The 25,106-nt window shown below is 67.7% G+C and carries 26 protein-coding genes; 16 read left to right on the forward strand and 10 right to left on the reverse strand.

All coding sequences use genetic code 11. The features are described from left to right. Positions 1-269: hypothetical protein (locus tag ACWELQ_RS06605; RefSeq protein ID WP_452396031.1), on the forward strand; the 269-nt coding region annotated here is incomplete at its 5' end. 46 nt (positions 270-315) lie between these two features. Here ACWELQ_RS06605 and ACWELQ_RS06610 read toward each other — a convergent pair. Beyond that, positions 316-1,653, reverse strand: coding sequence for an outer membrane protein assembly factor BamB family protein (locus ACWELQ_RS06610; RefSeq protein ID WP_452396032.1), 1,338 nt, complete (start codon positions 1,651-1,653; stop codon positions 316-318). Positions 1,654-1,801: 148 nt separating this feature from the next. On the opposite strand from ACWELQ_RS06610, the gene ACWELQ_RS06615 reads away from it, so the two are divergent. Then, on the forward strand, positions 1,802-2,539 hold the full coding sequence (locus tag ACWELQ_RS06615) for an acyltransferase (RefSeq protein WP_452396054.1): 738 nt from the start codon (positions 1,802-1,804) through the stop codon (positions 2,537-2,539). Beyond that, a complete protein-coding gene (locus tag ACWELQ_RS06620; RefSeq protein ID WP_452396033.1) occupies positions 2,536-3,078 on the forward strand; it encodes a DUF1697 domain-containing protein in 543 nt (180 codons plus the stop codon). The genes ACWELQ_RS06615 and ACWELQ_RS06620 overlap by 4 nt, the downstream gene beginning before the upstream one ends. A 39-nt stretch (positions 3,079-3,117) precedes the next feature. Here ACWELQ_RS06620 and ACWELQ_RS06625 read toward each other — a convergent pair whose 3' ends face one another. The 3 genes from ACWELQ_RS06625 to ACWELQ_RS06635 are packed head-to-tail and all read right to left on the reverse strand — an operon-like array spanning position 3,118 to position 7,298. After that, positions 3,118-5,268 carry an MMPL family transporter gene (locus ACWELQ_RS06625; protein WP_452396034.1) on the reverse strand — a complete coding sequence of 717 codons (2,151 nt, stop codon included), beginning with the start codon at positions 5,266-5,268 and terminating at the stop codon, positions 3,118-3,120. A gap of 18 nt (positions 5,269-5,286) precedes the next feature. Beyond that, the gene (locus ACWELQ_RS06630) at positions 5,287-6,882 is read right to left on the reverse strand and encodes an MFS transporter (protein ID WP_452396035.1); all 1,596 of its coding nucleotides are present in this window, start codon (positions 6,880-6,882) and stop codon (positions 5,287-5,289) included. 5 nt (positions 6,883-6,887) lie between these two features. Next, the gene (locus tag ACWELQ_RS06635) at positions 6,888-7,298 is read right to left on the reverse strand and encodes a VOC family protein (protein ID WP_452396036.1); all 411 of its coding nucleotides are present in this window, start codon (positions 7,296-7,298) and stop codon (positions 6,888-6,890) included. Between the two features lie 230 nt (positions 7,299-7,528). Here ACWELQ_RS06635 and ACWELQ_RS06640 point away from each other — a divergent pair, with 230 nt between their 5' ends. Then, entirely contained in the window at positions 7,529-8,428 is a 900-nt protein-coding gene (locus ACWELQ_RS06640) for a LysR family transcriptional regulator (protein ID WP_452396037.1), read from the forward strand. Positions 8,429-8,475: 47 nt separating this feature from the next. Beyond that, the gene (locus tag ACWELQ_RS06645) at positions 8,476-8,910 is read left to right on the forward strand and encodes a cupin (protein WP_452396038.1); all 435 of its coding nucleotides are present in this window, start codon (positions 8,476-8,478) and stop codon (positions 8,908-8,910) included. Positions 8,911-8,938: 28 nt separating this feature from the next. Here the strand turns inward: ACWELQ_RS06645 and ACWELQ_RS06650 are convergent, their stop codons facing one another. The 4 genes from ACWELQ_RS06650 to ACWELQ_RS06665 all read right to left on the reverse strand — a co-directional run bounded on the left by ACWELQ_RS06650 (position 8,939) and on the right by ACWELQ_RS06665 (position 13,737). Next, the gene (locus ACWELQ_RS06650; protein ID WP_452396039.1) at positions 8,939-10,093 is read right to left on the reverse strand and encodes a serine hydrolase domain-containing protein; all 1,155 of its coding nucleotides are present in this window, start codon (positions 10,091-10,093) and stop codon (positions 8,939-8,941) included. A gap of 76 nt (positions 10,094-10,169) precedes the next feature. After that, a complete protein-coding gene (locus tag ACWELQ_RS06655) occupies positions 10,170-11,432 on the reverse strand; it encodes a glycosyltransferase family 4 protein (protein ID WP_452396040.1) in 1,263 nt (420 codons plus the stop codon). Continuing rightward, positions 11,429-12,958, reverse strand: coding sequence for a 1,4-alpha-glucan branching protein domain-containing protein (locus ACWELQ_RS06660; protein WP_452396041.1), 1,530 nt, complete (start codon positions 12,956-12,958; stop codon positions 11,429-11,431). The genes ACWELQ_RS06655 and ACWELQ_RS06660 overlap by 4 nt, the downstream gene beginning before the upstream one ends. Continuing rightward, a complete protein-coding gene (locus ACWELQ_RS06665; RefSeq protein ID WP_452396042.1) occupies positions 12,955-13,737 on the reverse strand; it encodes a class I SAM-dependent methyltransferase in 783 nt (260 codons plus the stop codon). Before ACWELQ_RS06665 ends, ACWELQ_RS06660 begins: the two co-directional genes overlap by 4 nt. A gap of 190 nt (positions 13,738-13,927) precedes the next feature. Between ACWELQ_RS06665 and ACWELQ_RS06670 the strand changes: the two genes are divergently transcribed. From ACWELQ_RS06670 to ACWELQ_RS06695, 6 genes are all read left to right on the forward strand, one after another. Then, positions 13,928-14,713 (forward strand): electron transfer flavoprotein subunit beta/FixA family protein, encoded by a 786-nt coding sequence (locus ACWELQ_RS06670; protein ID WP_379356773.1) that lies wholly within the window; start codon positions 13,928-13,930, stop codon positions 14,711-14,713. A gap of 35 nt (positions 14,714-14,748) precedes the next feature. Next, complete coding sequence (locus ACWELQ_RS06675; RefSeq protein WP_452396043.1) at positions 14,749-15,708, forward strand: electron transfer flavoprotein subunit alpha/FixB family protein; 960 nt, start codon at positions 14,749-14,751, stop codon at positions 15,706-15,708. 196 nt (positions 15,709-15,904) lie between these two features. Further along, a complete protein-coding gene (locus ACWELQ_RS06680) occupies positions 15,905-16,117 on the forward strand; it encodes a hypothetical protein (protein WP_452396044.1) in 213 nt (70 codons plus the stop codon). A 43-nt stretch (positions 16,118-16,160) separates the two neighbouring features. Next, positions 16,161-16,865, forward strand: a complete 705-nt coding sequence (locus ACWELQ_RS06685) for a hypothetical protein (RefSeq protein WP_452396045.1) — start codon at positions 16,161-16,163, stop codon at positions 16,863-16,865. A gap of 187 nt (positions 16,866-17,052) precedes the next feature. Next, a complete protein-coding gene (locus tag ACWELQ_RS06690; protein ID WP_452396046.1) occupies positions 17,053-17,364 on the forward strand; it encodes a hypothetical protein in 312 nt (103 codons plus the stop codon). Positions 17,365-17,438: 74 nt separating this feature from the next. After that, entirely contained in the window at positions 17,439-18,380 is a 942-nt protein-coding gene (locus ACWELQ_RS06695; RefSeq protein ID WP_452396047.1) for an aminoglycoside phosphotransferase family protein, read from the forward strand. A 19-nt stretch (positions 18,381-18,399) separates the two neighbouring features. Here the strand turns inward: ACWELQ_RS06695 and ACWELQ_RS06700 are convergent, their stop codons facing one another. Then, on the reverse strand, positions 18,400-18,834 hold the full coding sequence (locus ACWELQ_RS06700; RefSeq protein WP_452396048.1) for a DUF1707 domain-containing protein: 435 nt from the start codon (positions 18,832-18,834) through the stop codon (positions 18,400-18,402). An 86-nt stretch (positions 18,835-18,920) separates the two neighbouring features. After that, entirely contained in the window at positions 18,921-19,781 is an 861-nt protein-coding gene (locus ACWELQ_RS06705) for a LysR family transcriptional regulator (RefSeq protein ID WP_452396055.1), read from the reverse strand. Between the two features lie 113 nt (positions 19,782-19,894). Between ACWELQ_RS06705 and ACWELQ_RS06710 the strand changes: the two genes are divergently transcribed. From ACWELQ_RS06710 to ACWELQ_RS06730, 5 genes are all read left to right on the forward strand, one after another. Continuing rightward, a complete protein-coding gene (locus ACWELQ_RS06710) occupies positions 19,895-21,190 on the forward strand; it encodes an NAD(P)/FAD-dependent oxidoreductase (RefSeq protein ID WP_452396049.1) in 1,296 nt (431 codons plus the stop codon). 145 nt (positions 21,191-21,335) lie between these two features. After that, positions 21,336-22,871 carry a TY-Chap domain-containing protein gene (locus tag ACWELQ_RS06715; protein WP_452396050.1) on the forward strand — a complete coding sequence of 512 codons (1,536 nt, stop codon included), beginning with the start codon at positions 21,336-21,338 and terminating at the stop codon, positions 22,869-22,871. A gap of 25 nt (positions 22,872-22,896) precedes the next feature. Further along, complete coding sequence (locus tag ACWELQ_RS06720) at positions 22,897-23,514, forward strand: PadR family transcriptional regulator (protein ID WP_452396051.1); 618 nt, start codon at positions 22,897-22,899, stop codon at positions 23,512-23,514. A 56-nt stretch (positions 23,515-23,570) separates the two neighbouring features. Continuing rightward, positions 23,571-24,584: an ABC transporter ATP-binding protein gene (locus ACWELQ_RS06725; protein WP_452396052.1), complete on the forward strand. Its 1,014-nt coding sequence runs from the start codon at positions 23,571-23,573 to the stop codon at positions 24,582-24,584. Continuing rightward, positions 24,581-25,106 (forward strand): ABC transporter permease (locus ACWELQ_RS06730; protein ID WP_452396053.1); only part of this gene is annotated, 526 nt, incomplete at its 3' end. The genes ACWELQ_RS06725 and ACWELQ_RS06730, both read left to right, overlap by 4 nt.

Here is a 25,106-nt window from a genome sequence, read left to right on the forward strand (position 1 = left end):
CCTTGTCCCCGTTCCTGGACGACCGGGAACCCACTGCCGCACCGTATGTCGCCGAGCTGGCCGAGCGTGGCTGGGTGCGGATCGACGCCGCCGGTACGCACGCGCTGACAGCCGACGGCGTCGCCGCGCACGAGAAACTCCTGGCGCGCATCCAGATTCAACGCCGGGCCGTCACCGAGGGCCTCACCGACGACGACTACCGCACGCTGCTGGATCTGCTGCAGCGGGTGGCCGCGAACGTCGACGCGTTCGCGCTGACACTGTGCTAGCTGGTCCGGGGTGGGGCGCAGCCCTGCGAGTCCCCGCGAGTTGGGTCTACTTCTCGGGTTTGAAGACGAACAGTTCGCCGATGCGGGTGGTGACCACGACCTCGCCCTGGGCGCCGACCGCGGTGCCCACGGTGCTGCCTTCCGCGCCGGGTAGCTCGTTGGACTGGACCGTCGCGCCCGACTTGGTGTCGAAGGTGACCAGGGTCAGTTTGTCGCCGATCGGGGCGACCGTGTAGCCGGTGCCGCCCGCGGTCTGGACGGGGCGGCCGCGGAGTTCCAGATCCTTGCGCTCCCAGGCGATCTCGGCGCGGTCGCCCTTGTCGCGCAGCGCCATCAGGTGGCCCTCGTCGCCGGCGGGGACCAGCAGGCCGTCGGCGATCGAGATGCCGCCGCGGGCCGGGAAGCCCAGGTCCTGCGTCCATTTGGTGTGGCCGTCCGAGGCGTCCACGGCCATCAGGCGATTGGTGTTGTCGCCCACGTAGACGGTCGAGCCGTCGGCCGAGAGCGCGGGGCTGGTGGCGCTGCCCTCGGTGAGCATCTTGGCGCTCCAGTCGGTGTGGACTTCCTTGCCGTTGTAGGTGAGCGCGACCAGTTCGGCGTCGCCGTCGCCCGGCTTCCACACCGTCGCGTAGAAGCGGCCCGACTTCTGGTCCACGGCAGACACATTCGCGACCGGGCACTGCGGGCCGCCGGAGGCGCAATCGTCGAGGCCCTGCCCGTCCGGCGGACGGTTGAGCGCGGGGGTGCCCATGAAGTCCGGTTCGCCAAGCAGCTGCACGGTGGGCACCTTGCGGTCGCCGGTCTGGCGCGAGAGCACGTCGATCTGCCCGGACTGCGTCACCGACAAGACATTTCCGTCCCCGGTGAACTGCACCGAGACCGGCGTCCCGGCGGCCGGCGTGCGCCAGCGCGGCTGCCCGAGGTTGTTGAAGGAGTTCACCGCGCCGTCGTCGCCGACGTACACATTGCCGGTGCCGTCGACCGCGGCGCCGCCGTCGATGGCGCTGGGGCCCATCGGATTGCAGAAGCGCTTGCGCCCGGTCGGCATCTGGAACGACAGGATCTCGCAGGCGGCGGTCCGGGTGGTGACGTACAGCTGCCCGTCCCCGCCGATCATCACCGGCTGCGCCACCGGGCCGCCCACCGGCCGCGACCAATTCAACGTCAGCTTGCGCGATCCGGTCACCGGGGTCGACCCGCTGTTGTGGGAGTCGCGGAAGGCCAGCGGCCAGCCCTTGCCCGGGCCCACGCCGATATCGTCGACCTTGGTGCTGCCGTACGCGCAGGCGGTCAACGCGAATAGCCCGGCGCCCGTCAGTGCCAGCACCTTGGCGCCGGTGCGCGTGCGTCGGTCACGTCCGGTCTGCCGCCTGCCGTTTCGCACCTGCTGGTGTCCCTTCTGCCAGTACGGAAGTCTGAGAATTCTCGCCGGGCCGCTACAGCCGGGGGACAGCCTACTTTCACGCCCTGAGAAGGGGGCGGATACCCTCGTTGAAACGACCGGTGAACACAGGGAGTAGTTCGTGACGAGCATGTGGGGCGCACCCTTGAGCGCGCGTTGGCGGGGTTCGCGCCGCCGGGATCCGGAGCAGGCGCGTTTCCTCACTCCCGCCTCGTTCAAATGGGTGCTCGCCAATCGCGCGTACACGCCCTGGTATCTGGTGCGCTACTACCGGCTGGCCAAGTTCAAGCTGGCCAACCCGCATGTGGTGTTGCGCGGCATGGTCTTCCTGGGCCGCAATGTCGAGATCCACGCCACTCCGGAACTGGGGCGGTTGGAGATCGGCCGCTGGGTGCACATCGGCGACGGCAATGCCATTCGCTGCCACGAGGGTTCGCTGCGCATCGGCGACAAGGTGGTGTTCGGCAAGGACAATGTCGTCAACACCTACCTCGATATCGAGATCGGCGAGTCGACCCTGGTCGCGGACTGGTGCTACATCTGCGACTTCGACCATGTCACCGACGACATCAACCTGCCCATCAAGGATCAGGGCATCGTGAAGTCGCCGGTCCGCATCGGCCCCGACACCTGGATCGCCGCCAAGGTGACCGTGCTGCGCTCGACCCGCGTCGGCCGCGGCTGCGTGCTCGGCGCGCACGCGGTGGTCAAGGGCGACGTCCCCGACTACTCGATCGCCGTCGGCGCCCCCGCCAAGGTCGTCAAGAACCGCAAGGACGCCTGGGATTCCGCCGCCGAGAAGCGCGCCGCCCACCTCGAGGCCCTGGCCGACATCGAACGCAAGAAAAACGGCGTCGCCGCCTCATGAACCACTACGCCGCTTTCCTGCGCGGGATCATGCCCAGCAATCCCAATATGCGCAGTGAGAAGCTGCGCGGCGTCTTCGAAGGGCTGGGCTTCGAAAAGGTGAGCACCCTGCTCTCCAGCGGCAATGTGGTCTTCCAGGCCAAGGACAAGAATGTCGCCGCCCTGGAAACCAAGATTCAGCGGGCACTCAACGCCGAATTGGGCATCCCAGGCGGCACGCTCATTCGCACCCGCGATCAACTCCGGGAGCTGGTCGACTCCGACCCGTTCGCGGGCCTGACCCACTGCCGCGAGACCTACCTGACGGTCACCTTCGTCCGCGAGACCCCGAAGACGCTCCCGTCGTTCCCCGACGACGAGACCGGCACGGTCCGCGTAGTCCGCTTCGACCCGGCCGCGGGCGCGATCCTCTCGATCATCGACAACACCAACCCCAGCACTACCAACTTCATGGCCGTCGTCGAGAAAACCATCGGCAAGGACATCACCACCCGCACCTTCCTCACCGTCCAGAAGGCGCTGAAAAAGCTGGATGCCTGACCGCTGTGCGGTCAGGCATCCGGGTGCTTGTTCGGGTGGTCAGCGGGTGTAGCTGTGTTGCGTTGTCCGCCACTCGGATTCGTCGTAGACGTCGGCGGGCTTGTCCCGGCCGATGCGGCCCGGCCACCAGGCGCGGCGGCCGAGGAGCGCGGTCACGGCCGGGGTGAAGAACATTGCCATGACGAAGGCCGAGAGAGCGATGCCGAAGGAGATGGCGAAGCCCATCTGGCTGAGCATGGAGTTGCCCGCCAGCATCATCGAGGCGAAGGTGCCGGCCAGGATGAGGCCTGCTGCGGCGATGGTGGGGCCGGTGTGGCGCAGGCTCAGGGATGCCGCCGTGTGGGGATCGTGGCCTTCCTCGGCTTCCTCGCGCAGCCGGGCCACCATGAGGATGTTGTAGTCGGTGCCCAGGGCGATGACGAACATGTACATGATGATCGGCAGGGAGAAGATCAGGCCCGAATTGCCTTGGGCCCGTTGGAATACCAGGACCGCCGCGCCCAGGGTGGCGGCGAAGCCGAGGCCGACCGCGCCCATCAAATACCAGGGGGCGACGACGCTGCGCAGCAGCAGGGCGAGCACCAGGGCGATGAGGATGGCGGCCACCGGGAACACGATCTTGTAGTCGTGGTTCATCGCGGACTTGAAATCGACCAGCACCGAGGACATTCCGCCGACATAGGCGCTGCTGCCGGTCGGTGCGGCCGCGTGTGCGGTGTCCCGCAGAGGGCCGCGGACCGTCGCCAGCGCGGCATCGGAGGTGGGTTCATCGGAGAGGGTGACCTGGAATTCGGCGATCGACTTGTCCGCCGAGACGCGCGGTGCGCCCACCTGGCCCACGCCGGGGACGGCCGTCAGCGCGGTGCGGTAGTCGCCCAACTGCCCGTCGCTCAGCATGCCGTCCGAGTGCAGGTACACCAGCGACGGCTGGGTGGCCCCCGCGGGCATGCCCTTGAGCAGTTCCTTGCTGTAGACGGTGGATTCGGTGGTGTCGGAGGTGGACGCCGAGCTCATGTCGAAGGTCGGGTGGAAGCCGAAGGCGGCGACGCCTAGGGCCACCAGGATCGCGCCCGCACCGGCGGCGAACACGCCCGGTCGACGGCCCAGCCCGCGGCCGAGCGCCGCGAACAGCGCGCCCTTGGGTTCGTGCTGCCAGGACTTCGACGGCCAGAACACCTTGGTGCCCAGCTTGGAGACGATGGCCGGAACCAGCGTCAGGCCCGCCAGCATGGCGACCGCGACGGCGATGGCCAGCGCCGGGCCGAGCGCCCGGAACATGCCCAGCGAGGACAGGGTCAGCGCCAGGAAGGCGATGATCACCGCGCCCGCGGCGGAGGTGATGGCCTCGCCCACCCGGGTGACCGCGCTGATCATGGCGGTCTTGGGGTCTTCCCCGGCGCGCAGCCGTTCGCGGTAGCGGAACATCAGAAACAGGATGTAATCGGTGCCGACGCCGAACAGGACGACGGTCAGCAGCGAATTGACCGAGCTGTCCACCTTCAGGTCGAAGGCGTGGGCGACGATGGCGATCAGCCCGCCGACCATGCTGGAGATCAGACCGATCGTGATGACCGGCAGCAGCGCGATCACCGGGCTGCGGAAGATAACCAGCATCAGCACGAGAATCAGTACGACGGTGGCGATTCCGATAATGGCCATGCCCTTGTTACCGGACTCGGTCTGATCGAGGGTCTGCGCCGCCGTGCCGGTGATACCGGCCTTCAAATCGGTGCCGGACACCTGATGCCGCAGCTCGTCGCGCAGCGACTTGACCGCGTCGGTCTGAGTCTTGTCGCTCGGGTCCGTGATCTTGGCCATCTGCACCGCGATGACCTGGATCGAGCGGTTCGCGGCCGCCGGAGTCGCCTGAATTCCGGTGACGCCCTTGACGTTCTGACCGCTCAGGCCGCTCGCGATGGCGGTGACCCGGTCGGAGTCGTCGGCGGTAAGCGCGGTCCCGTCGGCGCGTTCCACCACGACCAGCGCGGCGGGCGTCACATCATCGGGAAATGCCCGCTGCTGCAGGTCCATTGCCTGAATCGACTCGTAATGCGAAGGCAGGAAGGAGGATTGATCGGTGGTCGCGGTGAGCTTCGGCGCGAGCCCCACCACCGCGATGATGGCGAGCACCCACAGGGCCATCACCTTCCACGGGTGATGGACGGCAATGCGCCCGAGTAGAGCGAACATCGGGAGATTCCTTTCGGATCAGGACAGGGCTACTGCGGAGTTCTGCTGGGCTAGACCTTCGGGGGCCGGGCTGACATCGACCTGATGCGGCGCTGACACGCTCGCGGCCGCCGTGTCCGGCTGCCGACCGCGCAGCACCACCAGCGCCAGCACCGCCGCGGCCAGCACGCCCAGCGCGCTCACCCCGAAGCTGACCGACATCGCGCCCGCGAAGGCCGTCCGGGCGGTGTGCGCCAACCCCGGATCCCCGAGACGCGTTGCCACACCGAGCGCGTCGCCGAGCGAATGCCGGGCCGCCGCCGGAGCCGAATCGGGCATCTTGTGGGCGAAGGCGGTCGAGACCAGGCTGCCCAGAATCGCGACGCCCAGCGCCGCCCCGGACTGCTGAATGGTGTCGTTCAGCGCCGACCCGACCCCGGCCTGCTCCGGCGGCACCGCACCGGTGATGGTCGCGATGGCCGCGGGCATGGCCAGCCCGCCGCCCGCGCCGAACACGATCAGCGCGACCGAGATCATGCCGAAGCCACTGTCGGCGGTCAGCGTGGTGAGCAGCAGCGACCCGCCCGCCATCAGCAGCATTCCGGCCACTGCCAGCGTCCGATTGCCGAGCTTGGGTCCCAGACCGGCACCCGCGCCGCTGGCCACCAGCGCCGCGATCGCCATGGGCAGGAACGCGATTCCGGCCCGCAGCGGTGAATACCCCAGTCCGAATTGCAGATACTGGGTGAGCACCAGCAGCAGCCCGCCATTGCCGACCTGCACCAGCGTGAGCGCCACACTGCCACCGGCGAAATCGCGATCACGGAACAGCCGTAGCGGCACCATCGGGTGTTCGATGCGCGACTCCCACACCAGGAACGCGATCAGGCTGCCGATCGCGACCACCAGCGCGGTGACGGTACCGGTCGAATGCATTCCTTCCTTGGGCAATTCGGTGATCGTCCAGACCAGCGCCACCATGCCGACGGCCGACAGCACCGCACCGACCGGATCGGGCCGCCGCCACGGGCCACGGGATTCGGGCACCAGCGCCACCACGGCCACGAGCGCCACGAGCACGATGGGGATATTGATGAGAAAGACGGCGTTCCAGGAGAATTCGTCGATGAGCAGGCCACCGATGACCGGGCTGCCGATCAGCCCGAGCATGCTCACGCCGCCCAGCGCGGACATGGCCTTGTGCCGCTCCTCGGTGTCGAACAGGTTGATGACGATCGACAGTCCGGCGGGCATGATCAGCGCGCCGCCGATGCCCATCACCACGCGGGCGGCGATCAGCTCGCCCGGCGTCGCCGCCAGCGTGGCCACCACCGACGCCGCGCCGAACAGCGCCAGGCCGATGGTCAGGATTCGCTTGCGCCCGAATCGATCCGACAGGCTGCCGGAAGTGAGCAGCAGGGCGGCGAACACCAGCAGGTAGGAGTCCAGGATCCACTGCATGTCCTGCGCGCTGGCGTGCAGGTCCGCGGTCAGCGCGGGTACCGCCACCGACAGCGCCATATTGTCGATGACCAGGATGATGGTGGCCAGGCAGAGGGCGATCAGAATCCACCAGCGCCGGGGATTGCGGGGAAGGGTCGAGTCCGGCGTCGCCGGGATCTGTGTCGTATCCATCGAATTCACTTCTCGGGTCGTTCCTGTGGTGGGCAGCCCGCCGGGGGTGTCCATTCGGTCAGCTGGACGTCGATCCGGTTCGGGTCGGTGAGCCGCAGCCGCAACAGTCCGGCGGCCACGCGGCGCAGCGGATCGGTCACGGGTGCGCCCTGCTCGAGCAGCCGCTCCTGTTCGGCTTCGAGGTCGGGGACCTCGAAGGACAGTTCGACCCCGATCGGTCCGGGCCCGGCGACGGTCGTCGGCTGCTTCGGATCCCGGTGCCGCAGCACGATTTCCACATCCAGGTCGTCGCGTTCGAGGTAGGTGAACTCCTCGTTCGTCGCCGAGACGTGGAAGCCCAGATGCGTGCAGAAGAACTCGGTCGAGGCCGTGGGGTCGGAGACGGTCAAGGTGATTGCCGCACCGAGGATCTTCATGTCTTCACTCCCTTCGCTGTGTACGGTCACCGGGTGTCGGCGACAGTTCCAAGCTTCGGAGTTTGCGCAGGTAGGAACAATGACAGAGATCGAAAGGCCGGTTAACCCAGAGGTTTACGATCGTGCGGTGACGGGGTGTCCGCCCCATAACAGAGCGGATGCTCTGTTATGGGGTAAAGTGGTTTCGTTCATCGAGAGCTGATGAGCGGAGCTAGCGAGCGGAGACCGTTGTGGAGTTGCGGGACATCGAGATCTTCGTGACCTTGGCCGAGGAACTGCATTTCGGCCGGACCGCCGAGAAGCTGCGCATCACCCCCGCCCGGGTCAGTCAGGCGATCAAGAAGCAGGAGCGGCAGGTGCAGGCCGCGCTGTTCGAGCGCACCTCGCGTTCGGTCAGCCTCACCCCGGTCGGCAAGCAGCTCTACGAAGACCTCAAACACGCGCAGAGCCTGATCGAGGGCGGGCTCACCCGCGCTCGGGCCGCCGGTCGGAGCATCCAGGGCACCTTGCGGGTGGCGGTCATGAGCATTCTCGGCCTGTACCTGCGGCCCGTGATCGACGCCTTCAACCTCCGATACCCGGACTGCGCGGTCGAATTGGTCGACTTCCCGCACAGCGAACCGTTCACCGCCCTGCGCGCCAAGGAGGTCGATCTCGGCCTGATCTGGCTGCCCGTCCGGGAGCCGGATCTCACGGTCGGACCGGTCGTGATGACCGAAGGCCGCGTCCTGGCGACCACCGCCACCTCCGAACTGGCCCAACGCGACTCCCTCACGATGGAAGACCTGGCCGACTGCGTCTTCCCGAGACTGGGCAATGTCCCGCAGTACTGGGCCGAAGGCATGCTGCCCGCCACCACGCCCAGCGGCATCCCGATCGCCCGCGGCCCGGAAGCGGCCTCCTTCTTCGAGATCCTGCCGCTGATCACGTCCGGTGCCGTCGTCTCCCCGATGAACGCCCACGTCGCCTGGACCTACACCCCGCCCAACATCGCATACCTGCCGATCGTCGACGCGCCCCTCACGGAATGGGCGCTGGTCTGGCTGACCGCCGCCGAAAACGCCGCCGTCCGGGCCTTCGCCGACGCCGCCCGCGACATGGGCATCCATTCGATCGTCGCCGAGCAGTGAATCCCGTGACCGCTGCGCGGTCAGCCCGAGCGCGCTACCGTAGGCCGGTGACTCTCGGTTCTCGAGCTGTACTGGCCGGTCTGGCCTGCGTCGCCCTCGCCGGATCGTGCGCCGCGACCGCGCACGCGACACCGTCCAGCGGGATCACCGCGGTGATCCTGTCGCAGACCACGATCGGCGGCAACGACTACATCCTGCGCGAGATCACCATCGCCCCGGGCGGTTCCACCGGATGGCACTTCCACGACGGGACGCTCTACGCGCTGGTGCGGCAGGGGCAGATCTCGCACTACGGATCCGACTGCCAGATCGACCAGACCGGCGGAGCGGGCACCACTTTCGTGGAGCGAGCCGGGGTCGGCAATACGCATCTGGAACGGAATCTGGGCACCGAGCCGCAGATCCTCGACGTGCTCTACGTGCTGCCCACCGGCAGCCCGCTGTCCGAGGACGCCCCGAACCCAGGCTGCGACTTCAACTGACGAATTATGGTGCCTGCCGGGTGACGAATCACAGTGCGGCGTATACGGCTTCGAGTAGGCGGTAGGCGCGGCGGTCGCCCGCGAGCCAGTCTCGGCGCAGGTTGGGAATGAAGGCGAAGGCCACCCGGTGCACCGGGTCGGCCAGGCCGATCGAGCCGCCCGCGCCCGCATGACCGAAGGCGGTCGGCCGCGCCGCGACGGGGACGATCAGGCTCTCGGCGGGCAGCGCGTAGCCGAGGCCGTAGGCGGACGCCGACAGCAGCACCTCGTCGGTACCGCGCACTCTTTCGCGAATCGCGTCATCCAGGACGGGCAGCGGCAGCAGCGCACCGGCCAGCAGATCGCGGTAGTGGGTGGCGAGCGCGTGGGCCGTGGTGACCAGGCCGGTGGCGGGCCAGCCACCGGTCAGCACCTCCGGATTGTTGTACGAGGCACGGGGATTGGCGGTCGAGCGCATGGCGAGGGACTCGGGGTCGCGGAAGGCGTGCATCATGCGCCGCGCCGCCTCGGGGGAGACGGGGTCGGTGTCACCGGTCCAGACCTGCTCGTCGGCGGGCGGAAAGCTCAGGCGCGCGGTCTTTTCCAGCAGCGCTGCCGGAACTCCGATGTGCAGGTCTGGCCCTAGATTCGCGCGGACGTAGTCGCCGACGGTCGAATCGGTATGGCGGCGAATGAATTCGCCGACCAGCCAGCCGTAGGTGAGGGCGTGATAGCCGTGCCGGGTCCCCGGCTCCCACAGCGGCGCCTGGGCGGCGAGGAGACCGGCCACGAACCCCGGCTCGGCGGCCTCGGCGGCGGTGACGGGCCGCTCCAGGATCGGCAGTCCGGCACTGTGCGTGAGGAAATCCGCCAGTGTGGTCGAATCCTTACCGGCGCAACCGTATTCGGGCCACCAGTCGACCACCGGTTTCTCCACCGAGATCCCGAGCTCGCTCGCGACCCGCAGCGCGGCAGTGGCGGTCACCGCCTTGGTGCAGGAGAAGGTCACGCACACCGTGTCTCGCTCCCACAGCCTGCCGGTCTTACCGTCGGCGATGCCGCCCCACAGTTCGGCGACGGGCCGCCCATCCACGTACACCGCGACCGACGCGCCGAGATTCTGCCCGTCGGCGAAGCTCGCCTCGAAGATCTCCCGCACCGCGTTGAAGGCCGGATCGACGGTCCCGTGCACCGATGACACCATCCTCGAATTAGAACATGTTCTAATTCGAGGCAAAAGGGTGTCCGGAGCGAATCTTTCCGATCCCGGCGTGTCGCGCTCAGTACGGCTGGTTCGGATCCCGTTCCGGCAGTGGACGTTCGGTGATGACCGGGCGGCCCAGCGGAGTCCGCACCCGCCGCTTGGCCGACTGGTAGACCAGCGCGGTCTCCTGCGCGACCACGTCCCAGGCGAAGTCGGCGGTCAGCCGCTCGCGCGCGGACCAGGCCCGATCCTGCGCGGCCGCCGGATCGTCGAGTACCGAGACGACCGCCTCCGCGACACCGTTCACGTCGGCCGGTTCGAAGGACGCGCCCGTGACGCCGTCGGTGACGAGGTCGCCGAGACCGCCCGCCGTGGAGGTGACCAGCGGGGTCCCCGCGGCCGCCGCCTCCAGTGCCACGATGCCGAACGGCTCGTAGCGGCTGGGCAGCACGATCGCGTCGGCGCTGTGCAGCCAGCCGAGCAGGTCGGTGTGGTCGAGCTTGCCCACGAAGTTCACGGCACGCGCGACGCGATGCGTGCGCGCCCGCTCACGCAGCCAATCGATTTGGGTGCCGATCCCGGCGACCGTCAACGTGGTGCCCGGGTGCGCCTTGCGAATCCGGGGCAGCGCGGCGATCGCGTCCTGGATGCCCTTCTCGTATTCGAGACGGCCGACATACAGCAGCCGCGGCGGCCCGGAACGCGGGGCGCGCTCGCGGAAGGTCCACGCGCCCACGTCGATACCGTTGCGGATCACCGTCATCGGCACCCGCTCGGCCCCGTAGAGCCGGTGCACCTCGTCCTTCATGGACTCCGAACACGTGATGAGCGCGTCGGATTCGTGCGCCAGCCACCACTCCACCGAGTGCACCTGCTTGTTCACCCGGCCCGACACCCAGCCGCTGTGCCGTCCGGCCTCGGTGGCATGGATCGTGGAAACCAAAGGCACGTCGTAATATTCGGCCAGCGTGATGGCCGGATGCGCGACCAGCCAGTCGTGCGCGTGCACCACGTCGGGCGTCCAGCCCTCGCCGATCCCCGGCTTGTCGAGCGCGATCCCGGCCCGCACCATGGCGTGTCCCATGGCCAGCGTCCAGGCCAGCATGTCCTCGCCGAAATCGAAGGCGGGCGCGTCCTCGGCGACCGCCACCACCAGCACACCCTCCTCGATGAAGGAGTGCGTCGGATGGGTGGTGGCGTCGGTGCCCATCGGGCGGCGCGCCAGCACGACGACTTCGTGCCCGGCGGCGGCCAATTCGACGGCCAGGTGATGGACGTGGCGGCCCAGCCCACCGACAACCACCGGTGGGTACTCCCACGACACCATCAAGATCTTCATGCGGGTCCTTCTGAAGCGGGGCCGAGCCTGCGCGCGTCGAGCGCGGGGAAGAGTCCGTCGGCCGAGGACCATCCTGCCGCCAATTGCCCCGCTTTGGCGAGTTGCCCGGCGGCTACCGCCGCGGCGATCTCGCGCACGGCGTGGGCGTGTTCATGGGCTCGGTCACGCGCGTACCCGGCCGCGGAATCCTTCGACACCATGAACGCCCAGTCGCTGGAGACGGCCAGGATCGCCTCCCGCAGCAGCTGGTCGGCGACCGGATCACGCAGGCCCGTGGCATCCACGCGCATCTTGTCGTAGGTGTCGAGCGCCAGCCGGACGACCTCGGCGTTGAGCTCGACCAGATCGGCGACCTGATCCCCGGCCCACACCCGCCAGTCCTTGCCCGAACCCCAGGAGGAATCGGCCAATTCGACGCGTTCGCCCACGTAGCCACGCGCTCGCGCGTCGGCCAGCGTGCCCACGGTGACCCCGGCCTCGGGCAGCGCCCGCAGCACCTGTTCGAGCCACTGCGGGCCCTCGTGCCACCAGTGCCCGAACAGTTCGGTGTCGAAGGCGGCCACGACCAGGGCCGGTCGACCGATACGTTCCGACTCTGAGATCAACCGCTCCCGGACGGTCGCCACGAAGTCCGCGACGTCTTTCTCGATGGCCGCGGCGGCCAGCTCGGGGTCGTAAGGGGCCTTGTCGGCACCCGACACCGTCTTGCCCGTCACGCGCGCCGGCTTGAGTCCGGTGGCGTGGTCATAGTGATGGAAATCACGGTAGTAGGGCTGCCCCGGGTACCCGGATTTCGGCGACCACACCCGGTAGCTGACGGTCAGGTCGCGCCCGAAGGCGACCACATCCGAATCCCACACGGGGCGGCCGAGGCTGGAGTCACCGCGCAGCGCGGGGCCGTCCACCATGAAGTGCGAGATGCCGACCTTGTCATAGGTCCGCTCCATGCCCGGCGTGAATCCGCATTCGGGAGCCCAGATTCCGGCGGGCGTGTGTCCCCAGCGGGCCCGCGCGTCGGCCAGGCCCTCGACCAGCTCGTACTCGCGCATCCGCGCGTCCAGCAGTGGCTGGAACGGATGCGACAGTGGGCCACCGAGCAATTCGATCGCCTCGGCGTCGATCAACTGCCGCCACACCGGCGACGCGCCGTGCATCCAGTTGGTTTCGAAATCCTCCAGAGCCGCAGAGGCGAGCCGATGCTCGTGCCCGCCGAGCGCGGTATTGCCCGCCATCGACGCCTCGTCGGCGCGCAGCCGCCAATTGCCCAGCCAGTGATGCATACCCTTCAGACAATGCGGATCATCCAGCTGCGCCGCCAGCACCGGCGTGATGCCGAGACTGATCAGATGCGAACGCCCTTCGGCCGCAAGGGTTCTCAACACCTTCGCGACGGGCAGATACGAGGCCGCCCAGGACTGGTAGAGCCACTCCTCGCCGACGGGCCAGCGCCCGTGATGCGCCAGCCACGGCAGGTGGGAATGCAGGACCAGCGTGAACTGGCCCGGCACCTGAGCCTGCTCGGTCACGGCTTCACCGCGATGGCGACCAGATCCAGGCTGGCGTCGATATCGCGCTCGGCGTCGGCGACCAGTTCGAAATCGTCGATGCGCACGGCGGCCACATCGGCGGCCAGATCCGCGGGCCACGGCTCGCCCGCGAGCGCGCGCTCGATCTGCGCGTCGATGATCGACCCGCCCCACTTCTCATCCAGTGCGACCAGTTCCGGCCCGTGGAAGATGCCCGCCATCAATTCGACGGCGAAACCCGCCTCGACGAGAAGTTCGGTCATCTCCGCCGCATTCAGTTCACGCGTGTGGAAAGGGTTGAGCGGAGTGTCGCGTCCCGGCGAGAAGGTGATCCGGTTGGGCGTGGAGATCAGCAGTTTGCCGCCGGGCCGCAGCACCCGCAGGCATTCGCGCAGGAATTGCGCCTGATCCCAAAGATGCTCGATCACTTGGAAGTTCACGACGATGTCGACCGAGGCATCCTCCAGCGGCAGATCGGCCAGATTGCCCTGCACCATCTTCACCCGCGGGTACTTGGCGCGCACGTGCGCGACCGCGCTGTCGTCGTAGTCCAGGCCCGTGACCTGCGCCGCGACCTCGGCGATCATGTTGGCCCCGTAGCCTTCTCCGCTGCCTGCCTCCAGCACGACCTTGCCCGCGCACTGCTCGAGCAGGCGTACGTACGCGATCTCGTGCCGCCGGAACCAGTAGTTCTCCTCGGCGATGCCGGGCACGGTCCGCTCACCGGTCAAAGGCAGGGGATCGGTGGGATTTTCAACAGGACTCACGGCCTCGCTCATTGCTCCGACGTTAGCGGTTGCACATATCACACCCGCGACCGGATCAACCGATGCGGAAACTCACACCGTAAGTTACCCATGAGTAACTTAACGTAGGGTAATCTCCCGAACGAGCTACTCGTGGACGTACGTGACTACCTCGTGCGACCGCCACCCCAGTGCCACCAGAACAGGAGGTCGACGAAGACCCATGCCGAACATCGTCGTACTGATCAAGCAGGTTCCCGACACCTGGTCCGAGCGCAAGCTCTCCAGCGGGGACTACACCCTCGACCGCGAGGCCGCCGACGCCATCCTCGATGAGATCAACGAGCGCGCCGTCGAGGAGGCGCTGTTGATCAAGGAGGCGCAGGGCGGCGAGGTCACCGTGCTGGCCGCAGGCCCGGACCGGGCGACCGAGGCCATCCGCAAGGCCCTCTCCATGGGCGCGGACAAGGCCATCCACATCAACGACCCGGCCATCCACGGCTCGGACGCCGTGCAGACCGCCTACATCCTGGCCGCCGCGCTGGGCCAGATCGAGGGCATCGAACTGGTCATCGCGGGCAACGAGGCCACCGACGGTCGCGCGGGCGCGGTTCCGGCGATCATCGCCGAGTACCTGGGCCTGCCGCAGCTGACGCACCTGCGCAAGCTGGTCGTCGACGGCGAGCGCATCACCGGCGAGCGCGAGACCGACGAAGGCGTGTTCAAGCTCGAGGCCACCCTCCCGGCCATCGTCTCGGTCACCGAGAAGATCAACGAGCCGCGCTTCCCCTCCTTCAAGGGCATCATGGCCGCGAAGAAGAAGGAAGTTTCCACCTTCACGCTGGCGGATCTGGGCGTCGACCCGGAGACCGTGGGCGTTGCGAACGCCGGCACCCAGGTGACCGGTGTGACCCCGAAGCCGGCGCGCACGGCGGGCGCGAAGATCGTCGACGAGGGTGAGGGCGGCAACCAGATCGCCACCTACCTGGTCGGTCAGAAGATCATCTAAAGCCCCCCGAGCAACGAACTTCAGGAGAAAGAACAATGGCAGAAGTACTCGTGCTCGTGGAGCACGCTGAAGGTGCCCCCAAGAAGGTCACCACCGAACTCCTCACCGCCGCGCGCTCGCTGGGCACCCCGGCCGCCGTCGTCGTCGCCGCCCCCGGCACCGCCGACAAGCTGGCCGACGCCCTCGCCGCCGCCGGCGCCGAGAAGATCTACGTCGCCGAGGGCGACCAGGCCGACGGCTTCCTCGTCACCCCCAAGGTGGACGTGCTCGCCGGTCTGTCCGAGTCCGCCGCCCCGGCTGCGATCCTGGTCGCCGCCACCGCGGAGGGCAAGGAGGTGTCGGGTCGCCTGGCCGCCCGCATCGGTTCCGGTCTGCTCATCGACGTCATCGCCGTGAACGCCGACGGCTCGGCGCAGCACAGCATCTTCGGTGGCGCGTTCACCGTGGACGCCAAGGTCACCGGCGACGTGCCGGTGATCTCGGTGCGCCCGGGCGCCATCGAGGCCGCCCCGCAGGCCGCCGCCGGCGAGAAGGTCGTCGTCGAGCTGCCCGCGCAGGAAGAGGGCGTCGTCAAGATCGTCTCGCGTGAGCCCAACGTGGGCGGCGACCGTCCCGAGCTCACCGAGGCCGCGATCGTGGTCTCCGGTGGCCGTGGCGTCGGCTCGGCCGACAACTTCGGCAAGGTCGTCGAGCCGCTGGCCGACGCCCTCGGTGCCGCCGTCGGCGCGTCGCGTGCCGCCGTCGACTCCGGCTACTACCCGGGTCAGTTCCAGGTCGGTCAGACCGGTAAGACGGTCTCCCCGCAGCTGTACATCGCCCTCGGCATCTCCGGCGCGATCCAGCACCGCGCGGGCATGCAGACCTCGAAGACCATCGTGGCCGTCAACAAGGACGAAGAGGCCCCGATCTTCGAGATCAGCGACTACGGCATCGTCGGCGACCTGTTCAACGTCGCCCCCCAGCTGACCGAGGCGGTCAAGGCCCACAAGGGCTGAAACCCTTCGCGCTGAGCGCAATCGATCGTCCCCCGGCCGGAATCGGCCGGGGGACGGTTGTTTTCGGGGGTTGCGGGGTTGCCGCGATGGTGGAAACTGGATGCGCCGTTCCGGCCACATTGTGAAACAAGGCCGTTTAGATTGTTCCTGCGAGCGGAATCTTCGGCCGCCGCAGGTCCACGAAAGGCGTTTCACCATGCGTATTCTGCTCGCCACCGCCGCCGTCTCCGGCGCGCTGATCGCCGGCGTCGGCCCGGCCGCCGCGGATGTCCCGGCCGCCACCCAGGTCGCCGGCTCCTCCGACTCCGGGTCCGCGTCGACGTCCGGGTCGTCGTCCATGGCGAGCGGGATCTGGAACTTCCTGTGCTCCCTCGGCCCCTGCACCTACACCCCGCCGGTCGTGCACTGACCCAGCGGTTGCCGCGGCGGCGGCGGTCGGGCAATCTTGCCCGGTGCGAGGACGATTCGATCCCCGGCGTGGGCGGGTCGAGCCGACGGCCGGGCGGGCCAAGGAGGCCGCTGCCCCCGGCGACGACGCGGTCGAACTGACCGACATCGTCGCCGCGCTGCATTTCGACCTGGCCGAATGGCTGGGCTCGGACGCGCTGCCGAAGGTCTTCGACCGCATCTCCGGAGCCTTGGACGAACAGTTCACCTCGGTGGTGACCACCGGCCAGGCCGTGGACCGCGAGACGTTCCTATCCGGCATGTGGTCGGCTCGAAACGTGCTGGCAGGCGTGGAGATCGAGGTCTCCGACGTCCAGGAGATCGCCCGCAGCGGCCAGCTGATCGTGGCCCGCTTCGTCGCCGAGAACCGCATCGGAGCCGTCAAAACCGGCAGGCGCACCGTCACTGCCGTACTCGTCACAGACGGCCGCACCCACCTGTGGCGCACCGTCCATGAAACCCCGGTCCCCGAACCTGTCGCCGCCGCACCGCAACCCGCGGCGGAAACACCATCAGCCGTAGACGCGGGCGGCGATGTGCCCGTCGGGGCGGACCAGCAGCCCGGTGGTGGCGGAGAGCCCGCAGCTGTCGCGGAGCCCTTGCGGGAGTTGGGCTCCGGTGAGCAGGAGGTGACCGGCGCCGACCAGATCGAGGGTGGAGCGGCCGTCCTCGAGCCAGGCGTGGGGGAGTCGGTCGCCCAGGTCGGCTGACGGCGTGTAGCCGTCGGAGGCGAGGGCCGTCCCGGTTCCGCGATACGCGGTGCCGACGGACTCTTCGCCGGTGCGTTCCTCGCGGACGGTCGCGGCCACGCCGGAATCGGTCTGCTCAAACGAAACAAGCCGGACACCTCGTCGCACCCGATCCCCGGCCGAAGATATCCAGGCGCTAACCGAGCGTTTGATCATCGACGAGACGGCTCAGCCGATCGATCCGGGGGATCTCGGGATCAAGGTCGGGCAGGACAGTGCTCCGGAGTTGAAGCCGCGGTCGGTGAAACTGTCCGATGAGTTGGATCGCCGCGCGACACGGCAGGCGGTCCACTTGGGGCTGTCCAAGTCGGCGTACATTCGCCGATTGATCGAGCAGGATTTGGCTGCGAACGAGTATCGCGGTGAGGCCGAGCCCGAGCCTGCGGCGTCGCTTGCCGACCTGGTGCACATTCGTGCGGAATTGGATCGAGTCATCACCAGGCTCCGGCATACGGCGTGATGGTCGGCATGAAACGAATTGCTTCCAGCTGAAATGGTTTGCCGGTTGACCGAGAGTTCGGGCAGGGTGGACTGATGCCGATCTCAGTGCCGCCGAACGTGGCGGAGACCATCGCGAACTATTTCGGGGAGCGGGGGCCGCGGTGGCTGGCCGCATTGCCGGGGCTGGTGGAGTCGCGGTGCGCGGAGTGGGGGTTGGAGGTTATCGGGGAAAGCTTTGGGGGCGGGACGCATTCGTGGGTCGCGCCCGTGCGGCGGGAGGACGGGTCCGTCGCGGTGTTGAAGCTTCCGGTGGTCGATGAGGAGAACTGCGGGGAGCCCACCGGGCTGTACTGCTATGGCGGGGATGGGGCGGTGCGGCTGTTCGAGTACGACGCCGACAGTGGGGCGATGCTGCTCGAGTGGGCGCGGCCGGGGACGGAATTGCTGTATCAGCCTGGGTTTCCGAGTCTCGAGGGGCGGGCGGAGAACGTTGAGAAGGTGGAGCAGGCTTGCCGGTTGTATCGGCGGCTGCGGCGGGAACCCGGTGCGGTGCCCGAGGGGTTTCCGGCATTGCCGACCGCGGCGGGGATGGTGGCCGGGTGGGAAGGCAGGTTCGTCGAGCCGGAAGCTGAAGTCGCAGAGTTGATTCCGGCCCGCCTGCTGGAGCGCGCCGCCGCGCGATGCGCCGAACTGGCGGTGCCGGACGGGCCGCTGCTGGTGGTGAACCGAGACACTCACCTGGGCAATATCGTTGCGGCGGAGCGGGAGCCGTGGCTGTTGATCGATCCGAAGCCGTATCTGGGTGAGGCGGCGTTCGATGCCGGATTTCTGGTGATGATCCAGGTGCAGAGCGATCCGACGCCGGAACATGCGCGGGCGGTGATCGCGCGGACGGCGGCCGCGTTGGACGTCGACCCGGATCGGGCTCACGCCTGGGCGTTCATGCGGTCGATGGAGGAGATCGTCTGGGCGAATCAGGACGAGGAACCGGAAGACCTGCGCCTGCATCTCGCGGTGGCGGCGGCCCTGGCCTGAGAATCGGCCCGGCCGAAAGCTATTGCGGCCGGAACTCTTCGCGCGCCGCCTGCCGCCGGTTCGAGTCCCGCTGCACCAGGATCCCGATGGTGGTCGGGATGAGCAGCGCCAGCCCCCACGGTGCTTCCACCCAGATCGGCCAGAAGTACCCCATGCCGGTGGCCACCCAGATCACCAGCACCAGCAAGTTCACGAAAACCCAAGGCGTCCACATGATCTTGACCCAGACCGGGACGCGGCCGGGCGTGCCTTTCGCCGCCTTGCCCGCGGCCCGTTGCGCGGGCAGATCGGACAGTACCGGCGTGAGTTCACCGTAGGTCCGGGCCGAATACACCTGCTGCAACCGCGAATCGAACTCGTGGAGCGTGAGCCGCCCCTCGTCCATGGCCAGCCGCAGCCTGTTCACGATCTGCTCGCGGTCGGCGTCGGACGCCCGCATGTTCTCTTGCCCCACGCAGTCAGCGTAGGTCGAATCGTGGGGCCGTGCCGTGTGAATTCACCTGCCGCGACGCGTGATCAGGGGTCGGCGAGCAGTCGCGGCTAGGAGCAGTGCAGGGCCGCGAGCAGGGTGGTGACGATGGGGGAGGGGCGGCCTTCGGAGCGGGTGACGGCGGAGACCGGGATGCGCAGGGGGTGGCCGGTGAGGCGGAGGGTGGCGATGCCTTCGGTTTGGGTGTCGGCGTAGAGGATGGTCCAGGCGTCGGGGCGGTTGATGAGTTCCATGGTGGCGGTGTGGTCGGGTGGGATGGGCGGGCCGAAGACCGGGCCCGAGGGGAGATCGGCGAAGGCGCCGCGGACCACGTTGTGCAGCAGGACCTGTTCGGACTCGGGTGGGAGCAGCAGGGGGTAGGTCCCCAATTCCGCGAGGGTGACGTCGCCGCCGCTGCGCACGAGGGGGTGCGAGGTGGAGGTAGCGATGACCGGATCCTCCACCCAGAGCTTCTCGACGGTCAGCCCGGGCTGGTCCACGCTGCCCCGGATGAGAGCAAGATCACAGTCGCCGTCGGCCACCGCCTGAATGCGCTGGCGGAAGGGCTTGATGACGAATTCGATCTCCGCGCCGGGATGCGCCTCGCGTGCTCCGGCGATGGCCGAGAGCGATCTTGTTGCGAAGCTCATATTGGCTGCCAGGCGAATTCGTGGGCCGGAGGCCCGCACAGCTGCGCGAATGGCGGATTCGAGGCTCAACATTTGCTTCGCAAGGGGAAGTAGCCGAGTGGTCGCGTCGGTGGGTACGACCGATCGTGTCGAGCGCTCGAAGAGGTTCACGCCGAGGTCGCGTTCCAGCCGGGCGATCTGGTGACTGATGGCCGACTGCGAGATGAAACAGCGGCTCGCGGCCCGGCTGAAGCTCAGCTCCTCGCAGACCGCCACGAAGTAGGCCAGTTGGCGCAGCTCCACGGCATCTCTCCAATTCATGATCAACGTAGATAAGAGTCATCTAGATTATGCGCCCTGACACCTGGAACAACGACGTTCCGAATCGCGGTTAGTCATGACAGAAGGGAGCAGTCATGTACAACCTGGAGGCGGATATCGAAACCGCCGATGTCGTCATCGTCGGTTCGGGCTTCGGTGGTCTTGCCGCCGCCAAGCAGTTGAACAAATCGGGTATCAACTATGTCCTCATCTCGGGTACCCCCGAGCATCTTTTCCAGCCGCTTCTCTACCAGGTAGCGACCGGTGTGCTGGCTTCGGAGGAGATCGCGCCACCCATCGCGAACATCCTGCGCAAACACAAGAACGGCGAGACCCGCCTGGGCAAGGTCACCGCGATCGACGCTCCCAACGCGATCCTCACCTACGAAACCGCCGACGGCCCGCGCAAGATCCGCTACGGCAAGCTCATCGCCGCCACCGGCGCCAGCCAGTCCTATTTCGGCCGTGACGATTTCGCCGACAAGACCTTCTCGCTCAAGACCATCGACGACGCCCGCGCCCTGCGCGCGCAGATCACCCGCGTCTTCGAGCAGGCCAAGGACGCCGACCCGGAGACCCGCCGCCGCCTGCTGAGCTTCGTGGTGGTCGGTGCGGGCGCGACCGGCGTCGAGGTGGCCGGTCAGCTCAAGGAACTCGCGAAAAGGTACTTCCACCTGGAGGATACGGTCACTCTCGTGGAGGGTGCGGGCGTCGTGCTGCCGCCCTTCGGCGGACGGCTATCGGAGTATTCGAAGCAGTCGCTGGAGAAGAGTGGCGTCGAGGTCCTGGTCGACACCTTCGTCACCGATATCGAGGCCGGCAAGGTCACCGTCAAGAGCAAGGACGGTGTCGAGCGTGGCATCGCCGCCGAGACCGTGGTGTGGTCGGCGGGCGTCGCCGCGGGCGGTTTCGCCAAGATCCTGGCCGAGGCGACGGGCTGCGAGACCGACCGTGCCGGACGGCTTCTCATCAACCCGGATTGCACCGTCGGCGGCCACGCCGACATCTTCGCCATCGGCGATATGACCTTCCTCAACGGCTACCCCGGCCAGTCGCCGGTGGCCATGCAGGAGGGCCGCCACGTGGCCGACATCATTCGCGGTAAGAAGCCCGCCGCCACCCCGTTCACCTACTGGGACAAGGGCTCGATGGCCGTCATCAGCCGCTTCGCCGCCGTCACCAAGATCAACGACAAGGTGAAGTTCACCGGCCTGCTGGCCTGGGTCACCTGGCTGGCCGTCCACCTCTTCTACCTCGTCGGCTTCCGCAACCGCTTCGCCGCCGTAGCCTCCTGGCTGATCGCCTTCATCGGCAGCGGCCGCCCCGGCTTCGCCGAGGTCGAAAAGACCCGCGCGGCCAAGACTCCGGCGAAGGAACGCGTAGCGGCCTGACCCGAATCCCTCCTCGACGGGCTCCCCACCAACCGGTGGGGAGCCCGTCGGCGTTCGGCGCGGACCGCGAAATCCACGCTCCGGCAGCCATTGTCGGAGGTTCCGAGTACGGTCGTCGGTGATCTGAGCGGATGGAACTGACGGGGTGGGGATCGAGATGTTCTCGATGGGTGGCGAGGATTCGGCGAATCTGGAAGCCGAAGCGTGGGAGTGGTTTTCGGCGGCGCTCGCCTGGACGTTGTTCACCATGCCGCAGGAGAGCTGCGTAATACTCTCGGATGCGAGGCATTGGTGCGCGCAATTCATGCGCGGCGGTGACGAACTGCTCGCCGAGACTCCGTCCAATACCGGGCTGGCCCAGACGATCCATTCGTCCGCCGACGAGGCGCTGCTCGCCGCGCGAGGGTGGCGGGCTCCTGAAGGGCAGGAACTCAATTGGTCGCGCCGGGTGACCTGGCCCGCGCGATTCGAGGAGTACGAGCGACTCGCGGAACAGGTCGTCGTGGTCGTCCGTGACGTGCTGCGCCTGTGGCTGCCGCTGCAACTCCAGGTGGAAACGATCCCCGGCCTGCAGCGCGCGCAGCCGGACGTGAGCTTGCTGGGTGCGAACGACTTCGCGGCCGACGAACTTCGGACGCTGCCGCGGTCGATGTGGGCGAGCATCGTGGCGGATCGGCGAGAGTCGCTGCAACAGGTCAAGTCCCGGGCTCGGCAGGCGCATCTGGCACGCGCTGTTCTCGGCCTGAGCTATCTGAAGCGGGAGGACATCGACCTGCTCGCCGGTAGTGATGTCGACTGGCCGGGTCGCGATCGCACGGTGGATTTCCTGGGCCTGATGGGCCCGGGTCATCTGCTGGCGCTCGATGTCGCGCTCGAAGTCGAGGATCTCGACAACCCGCCCCGGGAACTGCGCCGCATCGATGGCAGGGAGCTGGAACGGGGTGCCCGGCGCTTCGTTTCGGCGATGGTCGGGGCCGATCTGCCGAATATCGTGGCGCAGCGTCCCGATGTCGCGGAGAACTTGGCGCTGAACGGAATCCGAGTCGACTACCTGCTGATCGCTGTCGACAAGAACAAACAGGCCAGGCTCTACCGGGCCGAGGCGGAGGACGACGCGACGCCGAAGCCGGTGGACGCCGACCGGTTGGACGATGTGTATCCGTTGCTGAAGCCTGCGGATTGGCCGCGCCAGGAGTTCGTGCCGCACGCCAAGATCGGCACGCTCGAGGAGCAAATCGTAATCGCGTACGCGCGGGATGCGGGCGCCAGCTACGAGATCATCACCAAGGGCTCCCCGGAGGCCGCCGACTCCGAGGCGCTGCACCGCCGGGCATTGCGCAATCTCGCTGCGCTGCACTACGAGTGGGAGACGGGAGCAACTCCGGAGCTGGCCTTCGCGGTCTGTCCCGGCAAGGAGTTCTCCGCCGAACAACTGCTCGATCCCGGCGCGATGCGCCGAGTGCACCGGCTGCTCAGGTCGGAGGAGATCATCGTCGCGGTGCCGCGCCGGACATGTATCTACGCCTTCCCCCGGTCGGTGCTCGACAATCCCGAGTCCACGCTCGCCATGATGAAGATCGTCTACTACACCTTCGCCGATGACTCCTACGGCAATGCGCAGATCAGTGCGCTGATGTTCGTGCTGCGCGACGGGGAGCCGATCGGGTTCGTCCGGCCTTGATAGCGCTTCGCGCTAACCTGCGAAGATGGCTCTTCCTACAACCCGATTGCTGGTGCTGGCGGTGGTGCGGCTGCTGCAGCCTGTGCACGGATACGACGTTCGGCGGGAATTGTTGTCCTGGGATGCCGACAACTGGGCGAATGTGAAGCCGGGGTCGGTGTACGGGGCGTTGAACACGCTGGAGCGGGATGGGTTGATCTCCGTCGACGGGGTGGGGCAGGAAGGGGCGCGGCCGGAGCGGCGGACGTATCGGCTGACGGGGGAGGGGGAGAAGGAGTTCGGGGAGATGCTGCGCGATGCGCTGTTCTCCTCCGACATGGTCAAGCATCCGTATTTCGCTGCGGTGGCGTTGTTTCCGCAGGCCGCCAAGTCGGAGGTGGTGGCGGCGCTGAACAGCCGGATCCTGAAGTTCGAGTCCGAGCTGGTGTATTTCGAGCACGAGATCGAGCGGATCCTGGCGGGCAGCGGGGATCCGCGGGAGTCGATTCCGCATCATGTCGCCGATTCGCTGCGGCTGGCGGCCGCGCATGTGCGCGCGGATCTGGAGTGGTCGCGCGCGACGCTGGGCCGAATCGAGAGCGGTGAGTTGGATGCCTGGTCGGGGTACATGGGCGGGGTTTCGCTGCCGCCACCACTCGGCTAATCAAGTTTTAATACTCAAGCTTGACTAAACGGGGTTGTCGTTTCTACCGTTGAGGCGTGGAAACGACATCACCCGTCCGTGGTGAACCCACCGATCCGGTCATCCGGGTCCGCGGGCTGGCCCGGACGTTCAAAACCAAAAGCGGTGACGTGCAAGCGGTCACCGGTATCGACTTCGACGTGCACTACGGGGAGATCATCGGTCTGCTCGGCCCCAACGGGGCGGGCAAGACCACCACCCTGCGCATGATCTCGACCCTGCTCGCGCCGACCGCCGGCGAGGCCACGGTGGTCGGGGCGGATCTGCGCACCCAGGCGCGGACCGTGCGCTCGCGCATCGGCTATGTGCCGCAGGGCGGATCGACCAATGAGAACGAGTTGGTCGGCGACGAATTAGTGTTGCAGGCAAGGCTTTTCGGGCTGTCGCGGGCCGAGGCCGGGCGCAATGCCGCGGAACTGGCCAAGGCGCTCGAGTTCGACGGGCTGGAGCGGCGCAAGTGCAGTCAGCTCTCCGGCGGGCAGCGGCGACGCGTGGACATCGCGCTCGGGCTGGTCCACCAGCCGACCCTGATCTACCTCGACGAACCCACCACCGGGCTGGATCCGCAGAGTCGCGCCAATCTGTGGGATCACATCCGCCGCCTGCGGGACGAGGGCACCACCATCGTGCTCACCACCCACTACCTGGAGGAGGCGGACGCGCTGTGCGACCGCATCCTGGTGATGGACAACGGCACCATCGTCGCCGAGGGCACGCCCGACGAGCTCAAGCGACGCATCTCCGGCGACGTGATCAGTCTCGAAATCGACTCCGCCAGTGCGGATCTGGCCATGGATATCGCCGCAGAGGTGCTGGACGTGCGTTCTCGCCTGCGCACCGAGAACGCGCCTGCCGGAAAGAGTCTCGTGCACCTGACCGTGGAACACGGTGACGCCGCGGTGGTTCCGCTGCTGGCGGCGCTCGGCGACAAGGGCATCCGCCCCGGAGCGCTCACCGTCAAGCGGCCCAGTCTCGACGACGTATTCCTCACGCTCACCGGGCGTTCGCTCCGGGAAGGAGACCGGTCATGACATTCCTGCGCGATACCGGACTGATCTACTGGTCCCAGCTGCGGGCCAATCTGCGCAACCCGGTCTGGGTGATCATCGGACTGATGCAGCCGATCATCTACCTGGTCCTGTTCGGGCCGCTGGTGAAAGGCGTCTCGTCCTCGTTCGGGCCGGGCGCGGACCCGTGGAAGATCCTCACCCCGGCCCTGGTCATCCAAACCGGTTTGTTCGGTGCCTTGTTCGTCGGCTTCGGCATCGTGGCCGAACTGCGGGCCGGTGTCATCGAACGGCAGCGGGTCACGCCCGCCCCGCGTGGCGCACTTTTGCTGGGCCGGGTGCTCAAGGACATGACGGTGTTGATCGTGCAGGCGCTGGTGCTGGTCGGGGTGGCTGCCGTGGCCTTCGGCCTGCGGCCCAACCCGCTCGGACTGGTGCTGTCGCTGGTGCTGATCGCGATCATGGGTGGTGGCCTGGCGGCCGCGTCCTACGCGCTGGGCCTGTGGGCGCGCTCGGAGGACACCCTCGCCTCGCTGCTCAACTCGG

Source organism: Nocardia sp. NPDC004722, from assembly GCF_053601505.1.